The organism is Pseudomonas sp. TMW22080, assembly GCF_022496745.1.
GTDB classification, from domain to species: Bacteria; Pseudomonadota; Gammaproteobacteria; order Pseudomonadales; family Pseudomonadaceae; genus Aquipseudomonas; species Aquipseudomonas bubulae.
Map to the genome: position 1 here is coordinate 395620 of NZ_SCFF01000004.1, position 17377 is coordinate 412996.

The 17377-nt window shown below is 59.1% G+C and carries 16 protein-coding genes; 9 read left to right on the forward strand and 7 right to left on the reverse strand.

Annotated features, from left to right (window positions below):
* Positions 1-133: 133 nt before the first annotated feature.
* Positions 134-1648 carry a threonine ammonia-lyase, biosynthetic gene (gene ilvA, locus EQV96_RS16090; protein WP_240882188.1) on the forward strand — a complete coding sequence of 505 codons (1515 nt, stop codon included), beginning with the start codon at positions 134-136 and terminating at the stop codon, positions 1646-1648.
* Between the two features lie 40 nt (positions 1649-1688).
* Positions 1689-2117: a DUF2269 family protein gene (locus tag EQV96_RS16095; protein ID WP_095020618.1), complete on the forward strand. Its 429-nt coding sequence runs from the start codon at positions 1689-1691 to the stop codon at positions 2115-2117.
* Positions 2118-2226: 109 nt separating this feature from the next.
* Here the strand turns inward: EQV96_RS16095 and EQV96_RS16100 are convergent, their stop codons facing one another.
* The gene (locus EQV96_RS16100) at positions 2227-2883 is read right to left on the reverse strand and encodes an HAD family hydrolase (protein WP_094999651.1); all 657 of its coding nucleotides are present in this window, start codon (positions 2881-2883) and stop codon (positions 2227-2229) included.
* Positions 2884-3026: 143 nt separating this feature from the next.
* On the opposite strand from EQV96_RS16100, the gene EQV96_RS16105 reads away from it, so the two are divergent.
* Positions 3027-3506, forward strand: a complete 480-nt coding sequence (locus tag EQV96_RS16105; protein ID WP_019828104.1) for an RNA pyrophosphohydrolase — start codon at positions 3027-3029, stop codon at positions 3504-3506.
* A gap of 21 nt (positions 3507-3527) precedes the next feature.
* Positions 3528-5807 carry a phosphoenolpyruvate--protein phosphotransferase gene (ptsP, locus tag EQV96_RS16110; protein WP_094999650.1) on the forward strand — a complete coding sequence of 760 codons (2280 nt, stop codon included), beginning with the start codon at positions 3528-3530 and terminating at the stop codon, positions 5805-5807.
* 57 nt (positions 5808-5864) lie between these two features.
* On the opposite strand, the gene EQV96_RS16115 is transcribed toward ptsP, so the two are convergent.
* Positions 5865-6611 (reverse strand): NRDE family protein, encoded by a 747-nt coding sequence (locus EQV96_RS16115; protein ID WP_130872206.1) that lies wholly within the window; start codon positions 6609-6611, stop codon positions 5865-5867.
* Positions 6612-6741: 130 nt separating this feature from the next.
* Here EQV96_RS16115 and EQV96_RS16120 point away from each other — a divergent pair, with 130 nt between their 5' ends.
* The 3 genes from EQV96_RS16120 to EQV96_RS16130 are packed head-to-tail and all read left to right on the forward strand — an operon-like array spanning position 6742 to position 9365.
* Positions 6742-7524: a sulfite exporter TauE/SafE family protein gene (locus EQV96_RS16120; protein ID WP_095020617.1), complete on the forward strand. Its 783-nt coding sequence runs from the start codon at positions 6742-6744 to the stop codon at positions 7522-7524.
* A gap of 12 nt (positions 7525-7536) precedes the next feature.
* Positions 7537-8340 carry a prolipoprotein diacylglyceryl transferase gene (gene lgt, locus EQV96_RS16125; RefSeq protein ID WP_094999647.1) on the forward strand — a complete coding sequence of 268 codons (804 nt, stop codon included), beginning with the start codon at positions 7537-7539 and terminating at the stop codon, positions 8338-8340.
* A gap of 53 nt (positions 8341-8393) precedes the next feature.
* Entirely contained in the window at positions 8394-9365 is a 972-nt protein-coding gene (locus tag EQV96_RS16130; RefSeq protein ID WP_095020616.1) for a thymidylate synthase, read from the forward strand.
* Positions 9366-9416: 51 nt separating this feature from the next.
* On the opposite strand, the gene EQV96_RS16135 is transcribed toward EQV96_RS16130, so the two are convergent.
* Together EQV96_RS16135 and EQV96_RS16140 are read right to left on the reverse strand one after the other, a co-directional pair.
* Positions 9417-10082, reverse strand: a complete 666-nt coding sequence (locus tag EQV96_RS16135) for a fumarylacetoacetate hydrolase family protein (RefSeq protein ID WP_095017903.1) — start codon at positions 10080-10082, stop codon at positions 9417-9419.
* Between the two features lie 31 nt (positions 10083-10113).
* Positions 10114-11508 (reverse strand): FAD-binding oxidoreductase, encoded by a 1395-nt coding sequence (locus tag EQV96_RS16140; RefSeq protein WP_094999644.1) that lies wholly within the window; start codon positions 11506-11508, stop codon positions 10114-10116.
* 206 nt (positions 11509-11714) lie between these two features.
* Here EQV96_RS16140 and serA point away from each other — a divergent pair, with 206 nt between their 5' ends.
* On the forward strand, positions 11715-12944 hold the full coding sequence (gene serA, locus EQV96_RS16145) for a phosphoglycerate dehydrogenase (protein WP_083369705.1): 1230 nt from the start codon (positions 11715-11717) through the stop codon (positions 12942-12944).
* A 58-nt stretch (positions 12945-13002) separates the two neighbouring features.
* On the opposite strand, the gene EQV96_RS16150 is transcribed toward serA, so the two are convergent.
* Positions 13003-13440 (reverse strand): DUF4399 domain-containing protein, encoded by a 438-nt coding sequence (locus EQV96_RS16150; RefSeq protein WP_094999643.1) that lies wholly within the window; start codon positions 13438-13440, stop codon positions 13003-13005.
* Positions 13441-13579: 139 nt separating this feature from the next.
* Between EQV96_RS16150 and EQV96_RS16155 the strand changes: the two genes are divergently transcribed.
* Positions 13580-14221 (forward strand): transporter substrate-binding domain-containing protein, encoded by a 642-nt coding sequence (locus EQV96_RS16155; protein WP_094999642.1) that lies wholly within the window; start codon positions 13580-13582, stop codon positions 14219-14221.
* A 107-nt stretch (positions 14222-14328) separates the two neighbouring features.
* Here the strand turns inward: EQV96_RS16155 and EQV96_RS16160 are convergent, their stop codons facing one another.
* Both EQV96_RS16160 and EQV96_RS16165 read right to left on the reverse strand, forming a co-directional pair.
* On the reverse strand, positions 14329-15579 hold the full coding sequence (locus EQV96_RS16160; protein WP_095026757.1) for a cytochrome c: 1251 nt from the start codon (positions 15577-15579) through the stop codon (positions 14329-14331).
* 12 nt (positions 15580-15591) lie between these two features.
* The gene (locus EQV96_RS16165) at positions 15592-17376 is read right to left on the reverse strand and encodes a GMC family oxidoreductase (RefSeq protein WP_094999640.1); all 1785 of its coding nucleotides are present in this window, start codon (positions 17374-17376) and stop codon (positions 15592-15594) included.
* Between the last annotated feature and the right edge of the window lies 1 nt (position 17377).

A 17377-nucleotide genomic window follows, 5' to 3' on the forward strand; every position in this document is an offset into this window, starting at 1 on the left:
GGGCGGGAAGGGGGAAAAAGAAAGGAGCTGAGTATAACCCAAGGCTTTAAAACCTTTGGATTCGTATGGTCGCCTGCGCAAACGCTGGGGTAGACTCCTTGGTCCCTGCCAACCCGCCCAGTGAAGCTTTCCGATGCTCGAACAGTACGTTAAGAAGATCCTCACCTCGCGCGTTTATGACGTTGCCGTAGAAACCCCACTGCAAGCTGCCAACCAGCTTACCCAGCGGTTGGGCAACCAGATTTTGCTCAAGCGCGAAGATTTGCAGCCGGTGTACTCGTTCAAGATTCGTGGCGCTTACAACAAACTGATGCACCTGACCGACGCCGAGCGCGCGTGCGGCGTGGTGACGGCGTCAGCGGGCAATCACGCCCAGGGCCTGGCCCTGGCGGCCAAGGTGCTGGGGGTCAAAGCGACCATCGTGATGCCCAAGACCACCCCCGAGATCAAGGTCGAAGGCGTGCGCTCCCGTGGTGGCATTGTGGTGCTGCATGGCGACACGTTCCCCGAGGCGCTGGCCTACTCGCTGCAACTGGTCGAAAAAGAAGGCTACGTCTACGTTCACCCCTACGATGACCCGCACACCATTGCCGGGCAGGGCACCGTGGCGATGGAAATTCTGCGCCAGCACCCGGCGCCGCTGGATGCGATCTTCGTACCTGTGGGCGGCGGCGGGCTGATTGCCGGTATTGCGGCGTATGTGAAGTACCTGCGCCCGGACATCAAGATCATTGGTGTCGAGCCCGATGACTCCAACTGCCTGCAAGCCGCGATGGCGGCGGGCGAGCGCGTGGTGCTGCCAACCGTGGGGATTTTCGCCGACGGCGTGGCCGTGGCGCAGATTGGCCAGCACACGTTCGATATCTGCAAGGACTATGTGGATGAAGTGATCACCGTCAGCACTGACGAGATCTGCGCAGCCATCAAGGATATCTTCGACGATACCCGCTCGATCACCGAACCTGCCGGTGCGCTGGGCGTGGCCGGAATCAAGAAGTACGTCGAGCAGCGCGGCGTGCGCGGCCAGACCCTGGTGGCAATCGACTCCGGTGCCAACGTCAACTTTGACCGACTGCGTCATGTGGCCGAGCGTGCCGAGCTGGGTGAAGGCCGTGAAGCCATCATTGCGGTGACCATTCCTGAGGTGCCGGGTAGCTTCAAGGCGTTCTGCCAGGCCGTGGGCAAGCGTCAGATCACCGAGTTCAACTACCGCTACCACACTGGCAGCGAAGCGCACATTTTCGTTGGCGTGCAGACCCACCCCGAGAGCGATCCCCGCAGCGCGCTGCTGGCCAGTCTGACTGAGCAGGGCTTCCCGGTGGTCGACCTGACCGAGAACGAGCTGGCCAAGTTGCATATCCGTCATATGGTTGGCGGCCATGCTGCGAAGGTCAGCGATGAGTTGCTGTTCCGTTTCGAGTTCCCGGAGCGGCCGGGGGCGCTGTTCAACTTCCTCAACAAGCTGGGCGGGCGCTGGAACATCTCGATGTTCCATTACCGCAACCACGGCGCAGCGGATGGCCGGGTCATGGCCGGCCTGCAGGTACCGGCGGACGAGCGCCACCTGGTGCCGGCGGCGCTGGAAGAAATCGGCTACCCGTACTGGGATGAGAGCGATAACCCTGCCTACCAGCTGTTTCTTGGCTGATAGGCGCTACGCTGATTGAACGGCTCAAGGGATTAATCAAATGGAAACGTTCACAGCGTTAAAACTGCTGCATGGCGTATCGACATTGCTGCTGTTTGTCAGCGCCGTGGCTCTGCTGGTGGTGGTGATTCGCCGCTGGCGGGCAGGGGACAAGAACCTGTCAGGCGGAGTGGTGCAGCGGCCCTGGAGCTTTGTCTGGGCGTTGATGGGCCTGTGTTTGCTGGCGCTGCCGGTCAGTGGCTGGTTTTTGGTGCATCTGGCCGGTTGGCCGCTGAGCCAGCTGTGGTTGCTGGCGGGCAGTTGTTTGTACCTGCTCGGCAGCCTGAGCTGGCTGTGGCTGGTGGTGCGCCTTAACCGTCTGCGCTTGGGGCGAATGGCCAGATACCCGTGGTTTACCCTGGTGCTGGCCATTTTTTGTGCAGTCTGCTTTATCGCCATCGCGGGATTGATGGGCGCCAAGCCGGTTTAAGCACACGTGCTTGTGTGGGAGCGGGCTTGCTCGCGATGGCATCACTGCGGTCTTGCAGAAAAACCGCGGCGATCTTATCGCGAGCAAGCCCGCTCCCACAGGTTGTGTGTCAGTCGCGCAGCGAGATGACTTCCCAGCCACGCTTGATGGCCTCCGCCCGCAAGTTCGGATCCGGGTCGACCGCCACCGGATGGTCAACCTGCTCCAGCAGCGGCAAGTCGTTCATCGAGTCGCTGTAGAAGTAGCTGTCTTCCAGGCTGTAGCCGTTTTCTTCGATCCAGCGGTTCAGGCGTGTCACCTTGCCTTCACGGAAGCACGGTACGTCTGTGCTGCGACCGGTGTAACGGCCATCGATGATTTCGCATTCGGTGGCAATCAAATGTTCCACGCCGAGTTTTTCGGCAATGGGGGCCGTGATCACGCGGTTGGTGGCAGTGATGATCACCAGGGTGTCGCCGGCTTCACGGTGTTTGGCCAGCAGGGCATGGGCCTTGGGCAGCATCAGGCCATCAATGCAGTCGCGCATGAATTCGCGGTGCCATTGATCCAGTTGCGCCATGTCATGGCGGCCAAAGATTTCCATGCTGAAATTAAGGTAGGCGGCGTTGTCCAGCTTGCCGGCCAGGTAGTCCTGATAGAACGCGTCGTTGCGCGCCTTGTAGGCGTCGCCGTCGAGAATGCCCCGGCGGCACAGGTAATCGCCCCAGGCGTGATCGCTGTCACCGCCCAGGAGGGTGTTGTCCAAGTCGAATAAAGCCAGACGCATTGAGGTTACCCGTTGAGTTGCCTGAGAAAAGGCCACAAGAATACGGTCTTTTAACAAGAGTGCACATAAGGCAGGAAGGCGCGTTGCTGCTTTCACAACCTTTGTGGAACAATGCGGCGACATGCGTTTGCGAGGTTGTTGCCGTGATCGACCCCGATGGTTTCCGCCCTAATGTCGGGATTATTCTGACAAATGACGCTGGTCAGGTACTTTGGGCTCGCCGTATCAATCAAGACGCCTGGCAGTTTCCACAGGGTGGCATCAACCCTGACGAAACGCCGGAAGACGCCTTGTACCGTGAGCTGAACGAAGAAGTTGGCCTTGAACGCGAAGATGTAGAAATACTCGCCTGCACGCGAGGCTGGTTGCGTTATCGTTTGCCGCAACGCCTGGTACGTACCCACAGCCAACCGCTGTGCATCGGCCAGAAGCAAAAGTGGTTTTTGCTGCGCCTGGTCTCCAACGAGCAACGGGTGCGGATGGATTTGACCGGTAAACCGGAGTTCGATGGCTGGCGTTGGGTCAGTTATTGGTACCCGTTGGGCCAGGTGGTGACATTCAAGCGCGAGGTCTACCGTCGCGCTCTCAAAGAGCTTGCCCCGCGCCTTTTAACGCGCGCCTGACACGGAGTTCGACCCCGAGCCATGCTCAATACGCTGCGCAAGATCGTCCAGGAAGTTAACTCCGCCAAGGATCTCAAGGCGGCGTTGGGGATTATTGTGTTGCGCGTCAAAGAGGCCATGAGCAGCCAGGTCTGCTCGGTCTATTTGCTTGATCCAGAGACCAACCGCTTTGTCCTGATGGCCACCGAGGGCTTGAACAAGCGCTCGATCGGCAAAGTCAGCATGGCGCCCAACGAAGGCCTTGTCGGCCTTGTGGGCACCCGTGAAGAGCCTCTGAACCTCGAAAACGCCGCCGATCACCCGCGCTATCGCTACTTTGCCGAAACCGGAGAGGAGCGCTATGCCTCTTTCCTGGGCGCGCCGATCATCCACCACCGGCGCGTGGTCGGGGTCCTGGTCATTCAGCAAAAGGAGCGCCGTCAGTTCGACGAAGGTGAAGAAGCCTTCCTGGTGACCATGAGCGCCCAGTTGGCCGGGGTTATTGCCCACGCCGAAGCCACGGGTTCGATTCGTGGTCTGGGCCGTCAGGGCAAGGGCATCCAGGAAGCCAAGTTCGTCGGCGTACCGGGTTCGCCGGGCGCTGCCGTGGGTACCGCCGTGGTGATGCTGCCACCCGCGGATCTGGATGTGGTGCCCGACAAGACCATCACCGATATCCCCGCCGAAATTGCGTTGTTCAAGACCGCCCTGGAAGGCGTGCGCAACGATATGCGCGCGGTGTCCAAGAAACTCGCCACCCAGTTGCGCCCCGAAGAACAGGCATTGTTCGACGTGTACCTGATGATGCTCGACGATGCGTCGCTGGGCAGCGAAGTCAAAAATGTCATCAAGACCGGTCAATGGGCCCAGGGCGCGCTGCGCCAGGTCGTGACCGATCACGTCAACCGTTTCGAACTGATGGACGACGACTACCTGCGTGAGCGGGCGTCGGATGTGCGTGACCTTGGCCGTCGTCTGCTGGCCTATTTGCAGCATGATCGCCAGCAAACCATGGTCTACCCGGACAACACCATTCTGGTCAGCGAAGAGCTGACGGCCACCATGCTCGGAGAAGTGCCCGAAGGCAAGCTGGCAGGCCTGGTGTCGGTACTGGGTTCGGGCAACTCCCACGTTGCCATCCTGGCCCGCGCCATGGGTATCCCGACGGCGATGGGCGTGGTCGACCTGCCGTACTCCAGGGTCGACGGCATCCAGATGATCGTCGACGGCTACCACGGCGAGGTCTATACCAACCCCAGCGAAGTGCTGCGCAAGCAATACGCCGAGGTGGTCGAGGAAGAGCGCCAGCTGTCCCTGGGGCTTGATGCCCTGCGCGAGCTACCTTGCATCACCCCTGACGGGCATCGCATGCCGCTGTGGGTCAATACCGGCCTGCTGGCCGATGTGGCGCGCGCACAACAGCGTGGCGCCGAAGGCGTAGGTCTGTACCGCACCGAAGTGCCGTTCATGATCAACCAGCGCTTTCCCAGCGAAAAGGAGCAGCTGGCGATTTATCGCGAGCAATTATCTGCCTTCCATCCGCAACCGGTGACCATGCGCAGCCTGGACATCGGCGGCGACAAGTCACTGTCTTACTTCCCGATCAAGGAAGAAAACCCGTTCCTGGGCTGGCGCGGGATTCGCGTGACCCTCGACCACCCTGAAATCTTTCTGGTGCAGGCCCGGGCCATGCTCAAGGCCAGTGAAGGCCTGAACAACCTGCGTATCTTGCTGCCGATGATCTCGGGCACCCACGAACTCGAAGAAGCCCTGCACCTGTTGCACCGCGCCTGGGGTGAAGTGCGCGACGAAGGCACCGACGTGCCGATGCCGCCTATTGGGGTGATGATCGAAATCCCGGCTGCGGTTTATCAGACCAAGGAGCTGGCCCGTCAGGTCGACTTTCTGTCGGTGGGTTCCAACGATTTGACCCAGTATCTGCTCGCTGTGGACCGCAACAACCCACGCGTGGCGGACTTGTACGACTATCTGCACCCGGCGGTGCTGCAGGCCCTGCAGTCGGTGGTGCGTGACGCCCATGCCGAAGGCAAGCCGGCGAGCATCTGTGGAGAAATGGCCGGTGACCCGGCGGCGGCGATCTTGTTGATGGCGATGGGCTTTGACAGCCTGTCGATGAACGCCACCAACTTGCCGAAAGTGAAATGGATGCTGCGTCAGGTCAGCCTGAGTCGCGCCAAGGAACTGCTGGCCGAAGTGATGACCATCGACAACCCGCAGGTCATTCGCAGCACCATTCAACTGGCGCTGAAAAACATGGGCCTGACCCGCATGATGAACCCGGCGGCGATCAAGCCTTACTGAAAAGCGCCCTCACCCTAACCCACTCCCGGAGGGAGAGGGTTAGGGTGAGGGCTAGCGTCACACCGCCAGCCTTACCTCTCCCAACCGCCCCCCATGCGGCCCGAAGCTGTGTTCCACCATCACCCTTGACCCGTCTGCATTCACAATAAGCGCGGTGCTGGCACGGGTGCCATAGCTGGGGCTGGTGATAAACACACTCGACAGCAGACTCTCCGTGGCCAGACCTACGCCGGTGTCCGGCAGTTCGCTGAACGGGGCCGTCTGCGGGTCCTTGAGCAACGCCAGCAGCGCTTGTGGCTGCGGGTTGTCCAGCACCTCGGCCAGCGCGGCCTTGGCTTTGAGCAGTTTGGGCCACGGCGTATCCAGCCCGCCGTTGGACAAACCATAAATCCCCGCGCTCAGCGGTTGCGGCGCCAGTTCCCCGGAATTGAAATGCCAGAGCTGATCTGCGGTGCCCAACAGCAGATTAAAACCGGCATAGTCGACAGAACGTCGGCCTACCTGGGTGAAATACTCGGCAATTGACTGGTGGCCGGTGAGAAAGTCTGCCACCAGCTCGCCCCGTGAGCGCCGTGAAGGCGGCTTGTGCGGTTCGCGGATATTGGTCAGGGCCGCAAAGCGTCCATCGGCGCCGATGCCCAGCCAGGTTCCTCCCGCTTCAAGGTCGCGCCCGGCATATACCTGTGGCGCATTGGCCCACTGCGCCAGGGGTTTGGCGGGGCGGGCATAGAATTCATCGCGGTTGGCCGCAACGACCAAAGGCTGTGCATGGCCGGGGCGCCAGGCGAAGACAATCAGACACATGGGCAGTCCTTAATGTTTTTTTAACCACACTACTTATAGATTGCTCGGGCGGCTCGCGCCATACCGTGCAGCGCAGTGGAGCCAAAGCCCTTGCTCCGTTACCATGCGGATCAAATTTGGGGGGGGCGTCATGGAATTTCTGCTCTATCTGGTACTGGGAGGTTTTGCGGGGGTGCTGGCCGGGCTGTTCGGGGTCGGCGGCGGGTTGATCATCGTGCCGGTGCTGGTGTTCAGCTTCACCTTGCAGGGTTTTGACAGCGAGGTGCTGACCCATCTGGCCGTTGGCACGTCACTGGCCACGATCATTTTTACCTCGATCAACTCGATTCGCGAGCACCATCGAAAAGGCGCCGTGCGCTGGCCTCTGGTGCTCTGGATGACGCTGGGCATCCTGATCGGTGCGGGCATCGGTGCGTTGACCGCAGAAGCCATTGCCGGCCCCCACTTGCAGAAAATCATCGGTGTGTTCGCCGTGGTGATCGCCATTCAGATGGCCCTGGGCTTGCAACCCAAGGCCACTGGCACGGTACCTGGCAAGGTCGGGCTGACCCTGGCCGGTACGGTGATTGGCTGGGCTTCGGCGATTTTCGGCATCGGCGGCGGCTCGCTGACCGTACCATTTCTGAGCTGGCGTAGCGTGCCGATGCAGCAGGCCGTGGCCACGTCGTCAGCCTGCGGGCTGCCGATTGCACTGGCAGGTGCAGCAAGTTTCATGATCATTGGCTGGCACAACCCCGACCTGCCCGCGCATAGTCTCGGTTTTGTCTACCTGCCCGCGCTGCTCGGGATCGCCCTGACCAGCATGTTTTTCGCCCGTTTCGGTGCGCGACTGGCCCACAAGCTCTCGCCACGCCTGCTGAAACGGCTGTTTGCCGCACTGTTGTTCTGTGTCGGCTTGAGTTTCCTGATCTAACAAGGAGTCGCAATGCTGCCTTACCCGCAGATTGATCCGGTGGCACTGGCCATCGGCCCGCTGAAAATCCATTGGTACGGCTTGATGTACCTGATCGGCATTGGCGCTGCCTGGCTGATCCTGTCACGCCGCCTCAACCGCTTCGACCCGACCTGGACCAAGGAGAAACTCTCCGACCTGGTGTTCTGGGTGGCCATGGGCGTGATTGTCGGCGGGCGCCTGGGCTATGTGCTGTTTTACGACCTGAGCGCCTATATCGCCAACCCGCTGCTGATTTTTGAAGTGTGGAAAGGCGGCATGGCGTTCCACGGCGGCCTGATCGGCGTGATGCTGGCGGTGTGGGGTTTTGGCAAGCGCAACGGCAAGTCATTCTTCCAGATCATGGACTTTATCGCCCCTGTAGTGCCCATTGGCCTGGGTGCAGGGCGCATCGGCAACTTTATCAACGCCGAACTGTGGGGCAAGGCCAGCGATGTGCCGTGGGCGATGATCTTCCCTACCGACCCACAACAACTGGCGCGTCATCCGTCGCAGCTTTACCAGTTCGCCCTCGAAGGTGTGGCACTCTTCCTGATTCTTTGGCTGTACTCGCGCAAACCCCGTCCAACCATGGCGGTTTCCGGGATGTTCGCCCTGTTCTACGGCATCTTCCGCTTTATCGTCGAATTCGTCCGTGTGCCGGATGCCCAATTGGGTTATCTCGCGTTCGGCTGGGTGACGATGGGGCAAATTCTCTGTATCCCGATGATCGCGGGCGGCCTGTTCCTGATCTGGTGGGCTTACCACCGCGATCCAGCGGCTCAAAAAGCTGCGTAATACATTCGGATGGCGGGGCTTATAGAGCCCCGCATTCAAACGGTAGGAAAACCATGAAGCAATATCTCGACCTCGTTGCCAACGTCATTAAAAACGGCACCCTGCAAGCCAACCGTACCGGCGTAAAAACCATCAGCCTGCCCGGCGCCATGCTGCGCTATGACCTCAAGGAAGGCTTCCCGGCCATCACCACCCGGCGTATGGCGTTCAAATCGGCCATTGGCGAGATGTGCGGTTTCTTGCGCCCGGTCAATAGCGCTGCAGACTTCCGCGCATTGGGCTGCAAGGTGTGGGACCAGAACGCCAACGAAAACGCCCAGTGGCTGGCCAACCCGTTCCGTCAGGGCGAAGACGACCTTGGCGAGATCTACGGTGTGCAATGGCGCAAATGGCCGGCCTACAAGCAAGTTGATCGCAGCAATGTGGCCGCTATCGAGTTGTGCCTGAGCCAGGGTTATCGCCAGATTGCCGAAGGCGAAGAAGACGGCCAGGCCTATGTGGTGCTGTACAAGGCCATCGACCAGGTACGCCAGTGCGTCGACACCATCATCAATGACCCGGGCAGCCGCCGTATCCTGTTCCACGGCTGGAACTGCGCCCAGCTCGACGAAATGGCCCTGCCACCGTGCCACCTGCTGTACCAGTTCCACCCGAATGTCGAGACCAGGGAGATTTCCCTGACCCTCTACATCCGCTCCAACGACCTGGGCCTGGGGACACCGTTCAACCTGACCGAAGGCGCTGCGCTGCTGAGCCTGATCGGCCGCCTGACCGGCTATACACCACGCTGGTTCACCTACTTTATCGGCGATGCCCACGTGTACGAAAACCACCTGGACATGCTTAACGAGCAGCTCACCCGCGAGCCGTTCCCGATGCCCAAACTGGTAATCTCGGACCGCGTACCGGAATTCGCCAAGACCGGCGTGTACCAGCCGGAGTGGCTGGGCATGATCGAGCCGGGCGACTTCAGCCTCGAAGGCTACCAGCACCACGCGCCAATGACCGCGCCGATGGCGGTGTAATGCCAAAGCCTGTGGCCGTTGCCACAGGCTGTTTCAATTGCCAGGCCCGGACTAACGAACGCTGCTCTCGAAGCGGCTAACGCCCGTCAGCTCCAGCACCAGCTCATCGCCCACATTCAGTGGGCCGACGCCCACCGGTGTGCCAGTCATGATCACATCACCGGCTTGTAGCGAGAAGCACGCAGCCATGTGCTGGATCATCGGTACGATCGGGTTGAGCATCAGGGCGCTATTTCCGTCCTGACGCACTTCGCCATTGATGGTCAAACGAATGCCGATATCGGCCAGGTCAGCAAAAGTGCTGCTCTGTACGAAAGGAGCCAGCACACAGGCGCCATCGAACGACTTGGCAATTTCCCACGGCAGGCCTTTGCCTTTGAGCTCGGCCTGTTTGTCGCGCAGGGTCAGGTCCAGGCCAGGGGCAAAACCGGAGATCGCATCCAGCACTTCTTCGGCGCTCGGGTTGTTCGACAGGGGCTTGCCGATCAGTACCGAAATTTCGGCTTCGTAATGCACCGAACCGCGCTCGGTGGGGATCGCAAAGCCGCCTTCCAGTGGCACGACACAACTGCCCGGTTTGATGAAGAGCAGGGGCTCGGTCGGGATCGGGTTGTCCAGCTCTTTGGCGTGCTCGGCATAGTTGCGGCCGATGCACACCACTTTACCGATGGGAAAGTGGATCCGGGTACCGTCGACATACTGGTGCTGATAGCTCATGGACAGACTCCGCTATTGAATACCGTTAACTTTAAACCGCAAAAATCTTGCCGGGGTTCATGATGCCTTTAGGGTCGAACACGGCCTTGAGCGCTTTCATGTACTCGATCTCAACCGGCGAACGGCTGTAGGTCAGGTAGTCACGCTTGGTCATGCCCACGCCATGCTCGGCAGAGATCGAGCCGTTGTATTTCTCAACGGTTTCAAACACCCACTTGTTCACCGTCGCGCACTTGGCGAAGAACTCATCCTTGCTCAGGTTTTCGGGCTTGAGGATGTTTAGATGCAGGTTGCCGTCGCCAATGTGGCCGAACCAGACAATTTCGAAATCCGGGTAGTGTTCGCCGACGATCGCGTCAATTTCTTTCAAAAATGCCGGGACTTTCGACACGGTGACCGAAATGTCGTTTTTGTATGGCGTCCAGTGGGAAATGGTCTCCGAGATGTACTCGCGCAGTTTCCACAGGTTCTGCAGTTGGGTTTCGCTCTGGCTCATCACGCCATCAAGTACCCAGCCTTCTTCCATGCAGTGCTCGAAGGTTTCCAGTGCCGCATTGGCAACCTCTTCAGTGGTCGCCTCGAATTCCAGCAGCGCATAGAACGGACAGTCGGTTTCAAACGGGGAAGGCACGTCGCCACGACCCATGACCTTGGCCAGCGCCTTGTCGGAGAAGAACTCGAAAGCCGTCAGATCGAGCTTGTTCTGGAAGGCGTGCAGTACCGGCATGATCGAATCGAAATCTGCCGTGCCCAACACCATCGCCGTCAGATTTTTCGGCGCACGGTCCAGGCGCATGGTGGCTTCCACCACAAAGCCCAGGGTGCCTTCGGCACCGATAAACAGCTGGCGCATGTCATAGCCGGTGGCGTTCTTGATCAGGTCCTTGTTGAGCTCCAGCACATCGCCCTTGCCGGTGACCACTTTCATGCCGGCCACCCAGTTACGGGTCATGCCGTAGCGAATCACCTTGATTCCGCCGGCATTGGTGCCGATATTGCCGCCAATCTGGCTGGAGCCAGCCGAAGCGAAGTCCACCGGATAGTACAGGCCGTTTTCTTCGGCCAGGTTCTGCAGATGCTCGGTGACCACCCCAGGCTGGCAGACCACGGTGCGGTCGGTCAGGTTGATGTCCAGCACCTGATTCATGTAGTCGAACGACACCACTACTTCGCCATTGGCGGCCACTGCAGCAGCGGACAGGCCGGTACGGCCACCCGACGGCACCAGTGCCACGTCATGGGCGTTGGCCCACAGCACGATGGCCTGCACCTGCTCGGTGGTTTTCGGGAACACAATGGCCAACGGGGCGGGAGCGAAATGCTTGGTCCAGTCCTTGCCGTAAGCATTAAGGGAGTCAGCGTCGGTCAAAACCTTGCCAGGCTCTACCAGGGTCTTCAGCTCATCAATCAAGGCAGGATGGGTCATCAACAGAACTCTCGAACAATTCATGGTCATCCTGAGAACGCTTCACGTCGCAGGAATGGGTGTTTAGCGGGGCGCTTATGCTAGCATACGACCCCCTCGCAGAATCGAGCCACAGGACGATTCTCGGGGCCGGTTTTCACGCCGGCCAGGTCAGCTCTCGCTGTCCATTCCCTGCCATTTTTTCTCTGGGACACAGGTTTACGCAGATGAGCAAGACTTCTCTCGATAAGAGCAAGATCAAGTTCCTTCTTTTGGAAGGCGTCCACCAATCCGCTGTTGAAGTGCTCAAATCCGCCGGGTACACCAGCATTGAGTACATCACCAGTTCCTTGCCTGAAGCCCAGCTGAAGGAAAAGATCGCTGATGCCCACTTTATCGGCATCCGTTCTCGTACCCAGCTGACCGAAGAAGTGTTCGATTGCGCCAAGAAACTGGTCGCTGTTGGTTGTTTCTGCATCGGCACCAACCAGGTCGACCTCAACGCTGCTCGCGAACGCGGTATCGCTGTTTTCAACGCCCCTTACTCCAACACCCGTTCGGTGGCCGAGTTGGTGCTGGCTGAAGCGATCCTGTTGTTGCGTGGCATCCCTGAGAAAAACGCTTCCTGCCACCGTGGCGGCTGGATCAAAAGCGCAGCCAACTCCTTCGAAATCCGCGGCAAAAAGCTGGGTATCGTGGGTTACGGCTCGATCGGTACCCAGCTGTCGGTTCTGGCTGAAGGTCTGGGCATGCAGGTGTTCTTCTACGACACCGTGACCAAGCTGCCATTGGGCAACGCCACCCAGGTCGGCAATCTGCACGAACTGTTGGGCATGTCCGACATCGTCACCTTGCACGTACCGGAAACCGCAGCCACCCAGTGGATGATCGGCGAGAAAGAAATCCGTGCCATCAAAAAGGGCGGCATTCTGATCAACGCCGCTCGCGGCACCGTGGTTGAGCTGGACGCCCTGGCTGACGCAATCAAGGACAAGCACCTGATCGGCGCCGCCATCGACGTGTTCCCGGTTGAGCCGCGCTCCAACGACGACGTGTTCGAAAGCCCGCTGCGTGGCCTGGACAACGTGATCCTGACCCCGCACATCGGCGGTTCTACCGCTGAAGCGCAAGCCAACATCGGTCTGGAAGTGGCAGAAAAACTGGTCAAGTACAGCGACAACGGTACCTCGGTATCGTCCGTGAACTTCCCGGAAGTGGCCCTGCCGGCCCACCCTGGCAAGCACCGCCTGCTGCACATCCACCAGAACATCCCGGGCGTGATGAGCGAGATCAACAAGATCTTCGCCGAAAACGGGATCAACATCTCCGGCCAATTCCTGCAAACCAACGAGAAAGTTGGCTATGTAGTGATCGACGTCGACGCCGAGTCTTCGGACCTGGCGCAAGAGAAGCTGCAGACCATCAACGGCACTATTCGCTGCCGCGTGTTGTTCTAAACGCCTCTCACTAAAAAGGGAGACCCTCGGGTCTCCCTTTTTTATGCGTCGAAAAAGCTTATTTCACATTAACCGTGATTTTTTCCGACACGATGCTTGGCTTGAACGGCACATGAACCTGGTTACCCAGCACCAGTTGCAGGGTGTGCTTGCCAGGTGGCAGGGTGACCTGGGTTTCGGTCTGGGCCTTGCCGAAATGGATATGGTTGGCATCGGCCGGGATCGGTGCGTTCTCGGCCGGCAACTGGTCGACATCGATCAGCAGGTGGTGATGGCCCGCATGCGGCGTGGCCTCGGTGATAGGCGCCAGAGGCATGCCTTCAATACCGAATTTAACGGTGAAAGTTTGATCAACTGTGGCACCGTCTTTAGGTTCGACGATAAACACTTTGGCGCCTTTTGGTGCAGGCTCCGATTCCAGGCCAGCCGCTGTGGCCATGACCGAAGCGCCCATCAATACAGAAGCCAGCGCAACACGAGACAGTAGAGCTTTCATTTTTTTCTCCGGTTTTTTGCAAAATTCTTCGGTGCCTGACAACTTAGAGCCAAACCGTTGTCCAACCCCGCAAGTGACCAACATAAAGCAAAGCGAACGTTAAATGCGATTCGCTTGCATCCCAACCAAAGGAGTGACCATGCGTTTATTGCCGGGCCTGATGCTTTTACTGCCACTGGCGAGCCCTTTTGCTCAGGCCGAACTGATCGACGACATCAATGACCGTGGTGAACTGCGCATAGCCCTGGAAGCCGACATGGCACCGTTCAGCTTCAAGCAGGACGGGCGTCTGACCGGCTTTGACGTTGAACTGGCCGAGTTGCTGGCTCAGGAACTGGAAGTACATTCCTCCATTCTGGTCACCGATAACGCTGACTTGCTGTCAGGGGTTGAGAGCGGTAAATACGATGTCGCGATCAATCATGTGGCTTTGACCCAGGAACTCCAGGATCGGTTCGATTTCAGCGAACCTTACAGCCATCTGCCAGCGCAGACGATTGCCCGGCAAGAGCAGCCGCGCTCACTCAACAGCCTTGCAATGTTTCAAGGCCAGACTTTAGGCGTAGCTCAGGGCAATGGGTTTGTCGAACGTGGGCCATTGGTCACGGTGGCGCAGAAAACGCCGGTCACAGATGAGGAAGTTGCCCTGGTAATCCCCTTCCAGAAAGGCAACCCGGCGTTCCAGGCCAGCCTGGACAAGGCCTTGCAGCGGATCAAGGCAGACGGGAGGCTGGAGGCGTTGTCGCAGAAGTGGTTCGGGATGTCTGCAAGACAGCCCTGAATACCCAATGTGGGAGCAGGCTTGCCCGCGATGGGAGCGACTCGGTAAGTCAGGCATACCGAGTTGTCTGCATCGCGAGCAAGCCCGCTCCCACCGAATACTCAGGGTTAACGAATCGCCTTCACATCCCCGGCCTTCACCTCAGCCGCCTGGTTGCCCCAACTGGTGCGGATGAAATTGACCACATCGGCCACTTCCTGATCCGACAAACGCCAGTCGAAAGCGGGCATGGTGAACGTTGATGGCGCTGTATGCGTTGCAGGCAACGTCCCCCCCTTAAGCACGATATGTATCAACGACGTCGGGTCGGCCGACTGCAATACCGGGTTGCCCGCCAGGGCAGGGAACACACGGGTATAGCCGTGACCGTCGGTACGATGGCAAGCCGCACAGTTGTCGATGTACACCGCAGCGCCACGCTTGCTGTCATCACCGTTCCACAGGGCATCCGCCACTGCCGGGTTGTACTGATGCGGTTTGTCAGCCGGATTCACCGCTGGCAACGACTTCAGGTAACGGGCAATGGCCGTCAGATCAGCGTCGGACATGTACTGCATGCTGTGTACGATCACATCGCTCATGCCGCCAAATACCGCACTGCGATCACTGCGACCGGTCTTGAGGAACTGCACCAGCTGGTCTTCGCTCCAGCTGCCCAGACCGTCCTTGTGATCACCGCGCAGGTTCTTCGCGATCCAGCCTTCCAGCGGTGCACTGCCTGACAGAAATGCCGGGCTATCACTGGCACTCAAGGCTTTTTCCTGCATGGTCAGGGCCCGTGGCGTATGGCATGCACCGCAGTGGCCCAAGCCTTCCACCAGATACGCCCCACGACTAACTACCGCGTCCTGCCCGGCTTGCGGCTTGAAATCTTCAACCGCAGGGGCAAACAGCCAGCGCCAGATCGCCAGCGGCCAGCGCATGCTCAACGGCCACGGGATATCGGCTTCCTGGTTCGCTTGCTCGACAGGTTTAACGCCCTTCATGAAGTAGGCATACAACGCCCGCATATCGGCCTCGTTGACCCGTGCATAGGACGGATACGGCATGGCCGGATACAAGGTGCTGCCGTTCTGAGCAACACCGTGACGCACGGCTTTGTCGAAATCTTCAAAGCTGTAAGTGCCAATGCCGTTTTTGTCTGGCGTGATGTTAGTCGAATAAATGGTGCCGATCGGCGTCTCCATCGCCAGGCCACCGGCGAACGGCTTGCCGCCCTTGGCCGTATGGCACGCCACGCAGTCACCGGCACGGGCGAGATATTCACCTTGTTTGATCAACGCCTGCGGGTCGCTTTCAGCGGCCACCGCCGAAAAGCTGGCGAGCAGGCTCAGGGTTGCGATAACAAGTGCTTTCATGGTCATCGCTCCTTATGCCTGAACCAGTGGGCCGGGGTTCTTCAGATACTGCTCACGGATTGCCCGCGCCGACCAATAGGTCAATGCAGCCACCAGCCCCGTAGGGTTGTAGCCCAAACCTTGTGGGAAAGCCGATGCACCCGGCACAAACACGTTGTGCACGTCCCAGCTTTGCAGGTAACGGTTCAGTGCACTGGTTTTCGGGTTGGTCCCCATGATCGCTCCACCGTTAAGGTGGGTGGTCTGGTACGACGACGTATTGAAGTGGTCACCCACTTGTTTGCCGATACGCGCAATGGCCTTGGGGTTCATCGCTTCGGCGATCTTGCCCATTTTTTCCATCATGAAACGGTTCATCTTGATGTCGTTTTCTTGCCAGTCGAACGTCATGCGTAGCAACGGCTGGCCGTAGGCATCGCGATACACCGGGTCCAGATCGAGGTAGTTGCCACGGTAGGACTGATGCGCACCGTGGGCGTCCATCGACACTTGGTGAGTGTAGTAATCGGCGGTTGCACGCTTCCACGCGCTGCCCCAGGCCGGCGTACCCGGCGGGTTGGACGTGCCTGCAATCGGCCGGCTACCGGCCTGGTTGACCCACATCGGCGAGCCACCGACAAAACCGTGCGGCCCGTGGTCGAAGTTGTCGGCGTTGAAATCATCAATTGCCACGCCATTGCCGCCTGCACCGATAAAGTTATTGGTGTGCACGTCTTTGTCGAAGTAGGCCTTGATGGTGCCCATGTTCTGGTAAGCAAAGTTTTTACCGACAACACCTTCGCCGGTTTTCGGGTCATACGGCTTGCCAATGCCCGACAACAACATCAGACGCACATTGTGGAACTGGAACGCGCCCAGGATCACCAGATCGGCCTGCTGCTCGATTTCTCGGCCCAGGGCATCGATATAGGTCACGCCGGTAGCCTTGGTTTTGCTGCTGTCCAGGTTGACCCGGATCACATGGGCATTCGGGCGCAGCTCGAAGTTCGGCAACGGCTTCAGGGCAGGAAGAATGTTTACGTTGGGCGATGCCTTGGAATACATGTAGCAGACATAACCGCTGCAAAAACCGCAGAAGTTGCACGGCCCCATCTGCGCGCCATAGGGGTTGGTGTATGGCCCGGAGGTGTTTGCCGACGGCAGGTTATAAGGCTTGTAGCCAACCTCATTGGCCGCTTTCTGAAACAGCTGTGCGGAGTAGGTGTTCTTCTGCGACACCAACGGAAAGTGGTCCGAACGGTCCGGCGCATAAGGGTTGCCGCCCTTGCCTTCACCGACCCGTTGGCCATTGACGGTCCAGGCCTGACCCGACGTACCAAAAACCTTTTCGGCATAGTCGAAGAACGGCTCCAGCTCTTCGTAGCTGACGCCGAAGTCCTGGATGGTCATGTCCTTGGGGATAAAGTTCTTGCCGTAACGCTCTTCGTAATGGCTGCGCATGCGCAGTTCGATCGGGTCGACCCGAAAGTGCACACCCGACCAGTGCAAGCCTGCACCGCCCACACCGTTACCCGGCAGGAAAGCGCCCAACTGGCGGTTGGGCAGGGCCACGTCATTGACGCTATGGCGAATGGTGACGGTTTCTTTGGAGACGTCCTGGAACAGCTTTTTGCGCACGCTGTAGGTAAGTTCGTCGATGACCTGTGGATAGTTGCCGTCTGGATAGGTGTCCTGCATCGGACCGCGCTCCAGGGCCACAACATTCAGGCCGGCTTCGGTCAGCTCTTTGGCCATGATCGCGCCGGTCCAACCGAAACCAACGATTACTGCATCAACTTTTTTCATAACGGTCGACATG

Bases quoted from the DNA above. Each gene is read 5' to 3' on its own strand.
- ilvA (WP_240882188.1), top strand. From the start codon at position 134: ATGCTCGAACAGTACGTTAAGAAGATCCTCACCTCGCGCGTTTATGAC.
- EQV96_RS16095 (WP_095020618.1), top strand. From the start codon at position 1,689: ATGGAAACGTTCACAGCGTTAAAACTGCTGCATGGCGTATCGACATTG.
- EQV96_RS16100 (WP_094999651.1), bottom strand. From the start codon at position 2,883: ATGCGTCTGGCTTTATTCGACTTGGACAACACCCTCCTGGGCGGTGAC.
- ptsP (WP_094999650.1), top strand. From the start codon at position 3,528: ATGCTCAATACGCTGCGCAAGATCGTCCAGGAAGTTAACTCCGCCAAG.
- EQV96_RS16115 (WP_130872206.1), bottom strand. From the start codon at position 6,611: ATGTGTCTGATTGTCTTCGCCTGGCGCCCCGGCCATGCACAGCCTTTG.
- EQV96_RS16120 (WP_095020617.1), top strand. From the start codon at position 6,742: ATGGAATTTCTGCTCTATCTGGTACTGGGAGGTTTTGCGGGGGTGCTG.
- lgt (WP_094999647.1), top strand. From the start codon at position 7,537: ATGCTGCCTTACCCGCAGATTGATCCGGTGGCACTGGCCATCGGCCCG.
- EQV96_RS16130 (WP_095020616.1), top strand. From the start codon at position 8,394: ATGAAGCAATATCTCGACCTCGTTGCCAACGTCATTAAAAACGGCACC.
- EQV96_RS16135 (WP_095017903.1), bottom strand. From the start codon at position 10,082: ATGAGCTATCAGCACCAGTATGTCGACGGTACCCGGATCCACTTTCCC.
- EQV96_RS16140 (WP_094999644.1), bottom strand. From the start codon at position 11,508: ATGACCCATCCTGCCTTGATTGATGAGCTGAAGACCCTGGTAGAGCCT.
- serA (WP_083369705.1), top strand. From the start codon at position 11,715: ATGAGCAAGACTTCTCTCGATAAGAGCAAGATCAAGTTCCTTCTTTTG.
- EQV96_RS16150 (WP_094999643.1), bottom strand. From the start codon at position 13,440: ATGAAAGCTCTACTGTCTCGTGTTGCGCTGGCTTCTGTATTGATGGGC.
- EQV96_RS16155 (WP_094999642.1), top strand. From the start codon at position 13,580: ATGCGTTTATTGCCGGGCCTGATGCTTTTACTGCCACTGGCGAGCCCT.
- EQV96_RS16160 (WP_095026757.1), bottom strand. From the start codon at position 15,579: ATGAAAGCACTTGTTATCGCAACCCTGAGCCTGCTCGCCAGCTTTTCG.
- EQV96_RS16165 (WP_094999640.1), bottom strand. From the start codon at position 17,376: ATGTCGACCGTTATGAAAAAAGTTGATGCAGTAATCGTTGGTTTCGGT.